This is a genomic window from Candidatus Hakubella thermalkaliphila (genome assembly GCF_013281975.1).
GTDB lineage: Bacteria > Actinomycetota > Humimicrobiia > Hakubellales > Hakubellaceae > Hakubella > Hakubella thermalkaliphila.
This window is the reverse complement of the sequence record NZ_BLRZ01000321.1, coordinates 1-978: the sequence shown is the minus strand read 5'-3', so window position 1 is coordinate 978 and position 978 is coordinate 1. Positions and strand designations below refer to the sequence as shown.

General features: G+C 58.6%; 1 protein-coding gene. It reads left to right on the top strand.

Annotated elements, in window-relative coordinates; genetic code table 11:
• Window positions 1-248: 248 nt before the first annotated feature.
• On the top strand, window positions 249-978 hold a 730-nt coding region (locus tag HW443_RS11865), incomplete at its 3' end, for a DEAD/DEAH box helicase (protein WP_176238293.1).

The window sequence follows — 978 nt, the reverse complement described above, 5'->3', positions numbered from 1 at the left end:
AGAACTAGCTGGTGGGATGGCGCAAGGGTCGGGGTACCCACGATGCTGCCAGGAGCAACTCAGCAGTGGCGACGAGTCCTCGCAGGCCGGTCGCCATGCTTTCGTGGCCGGTGGCTAGTACTTGAGATGAACGAGGCACTCACCAGCATGGCCTGTACTACGTTAGTGAACACACTCAGGCTATGGCGCCAAGACGGACGACCACCTGCCACCGTCTTCCGACGTAGTTATAGAAGGAGTAGTGAGCAATGAGACAAAGCCCTCATACACTCGCGGCTGAGCTCAAGGAGATGTTATGCACCTATCTTGAGACGGCGTACCGCATTTCCCATCCGGCCGTGGTGCAAGAGCGAGCGAATCTCCTCCGGATGCCCGAGGTTGTCAGTCAGATCCCTTTCATTGAAACGACGCCGCGTTTCAGCACCGGTGCTTGGTTGCGTCATCTCGGATTACCCTGGATTCCGAGGGAGCTACCTGAGCTTGCACGCTTCGGCTTGCCAACTAACAGGTTCCCCCTATGGACTCCCCAAGAGGAAGCATTACGGGCCGCTTGGGCAGAGGACGGGAGTCCACGTGACCGGATCGTGGCAAGCGGCACCGGGTCGGGCAAGACAGAGTGCTTCTATCTCCCCATCCTGGCCGATATTCTCCGTGAGGCCCTACATTGGTCGGCTCCCAACAGCGCAGGTTCGCCTGGAGAATGGCATTCACGGGGACGAGTCTGGCTGCACAGCCGACGATATGAGACACGTCCAGCAGCATTGCGTGCGATTGTGCTGTATCCAATGAACGCTCTGGTGAACGACCAGCTTCGCCGTCTACGACGGACACTAGCGTCAGACGAAGCGCTGGCGTGGCAGCGGGAGCACCTGCAAGGCAATCTCATCTACTTTGCTCGTTACACCAGCCAAACCGAGGTGCCCGGCAGGCCACACCAAGACTGGCGCCGCAGGCAGTGGAACAAATATCAGGACAAAA